The organism is Treponema sp. R6D11 (assembly GCF_054786075.1).
The window spans coordinates 1-985 of sequence record NZ_BDHD01000462.1 but is presented as its reverse complement, the minus strand read 5'-3'; the positions used below and the strand labels follow the sequence as shown (position 1 = coordinate 985).

Genomic DNA, 985 nt, shown 5'->3' with positions numbered 1-985 from the left:
GATTGACTTTTAATATTATTTGTAATAATATAATTGTCATTATCATAAGGAAGAGGAATTTATGGAAATTCAGGTTCAGGAACTTATCGATAGGATAAAGAAAGACGGAGTTAAAGCCGCAACTGAAGAGGCTAACAAAATCAAGGCGGAGGCGAGCGCCGAAGCCCAAAGAATCGTTGAAAACGCTAAAAAAGAAGCGGATAATCTGATTGAACGCGCAAAACAGGATGCCGAACGCTCTGAAAAAGCCGGTATTGCCGCGTTGGAACAGGCTTCACGCAACCTTATTTTGGCGTTCAAAGACGAGATTCAGGCTTTACTAAACAAAATAATCAACGACAATGTCGGCGCGAATTACAACGACGATGTGCTAAAATCGGCTTTGCCCGAGTTGATTAAAAAATGGGCTGACAAAGAAGGCGGCGATCTTTCGGTTATTTTACCGGAAGGCGAGCTTTCCAAGCTTCAAGGCTTTTTTAATGAAAAACTAAAAAGCGAACTTTCAAAAGGCGTGGAGTTAAAATCTAACCGCAAGTTGGCTACAGGTTTCAGAATCTCAAATAAAGAAGGTTCTGTTTACTATGATTTTTCATCGGAAGCGGTCGCCAAACAACTATCAGCTTATTTGAATCCAAAATTGGCGGAACTCTTAAAAAAATAGTCAAAAGGAATAATAAAGGTGAGATCATACTATTACTTTATTGCCCAGCTTCCTTCTTTAATTTACGAGCAAAAACCGCCTATGTCTTCCGCTCACTTTAAAGAGTTAGCCGCAGATTTACTGGAAGACGGCGATTTTAAAGTAATGGATTATCTTTCTTTTAACGATGTGTTTTCCGAAAAAGGTAATTGCGCTTTTGTAAAAAACTGGAAAAACTGGGAACGCGCTTTAAAATTAAATCTGGCAAAAGAGCGGGCGTTGAAGTTAAAAAAAGATGTTCAGATAACGGACATTCCGTTTTTTCCGCAGGAAGCCGCTATTACC

The 985-nt window shown here is 39.3% G+C and carries 1 protein-coding gene and 1 pseudogene; both read left to right on the top strand.

Going from position 1 to position 985, the window contains the following annotated elements; genetic code table 11:
* The first annotated feature begins 61 nt into the window (after nt 1-61).
* Entirely contained in the window at nt 62-661 is a 600-nt protein-coding gene (locus ACYVTD_RS13980) for a V-type ATP synthase subunit E (protein WP_461248333.1), read from the top strand.
* Between the two features lie 18 nt (nt 662-679).
* Nucleotides 680-985 (top strand): annotated as a pseudogene (locus ACYVTD_RS13975) (hypothetical protein); the annotation flags it as partial.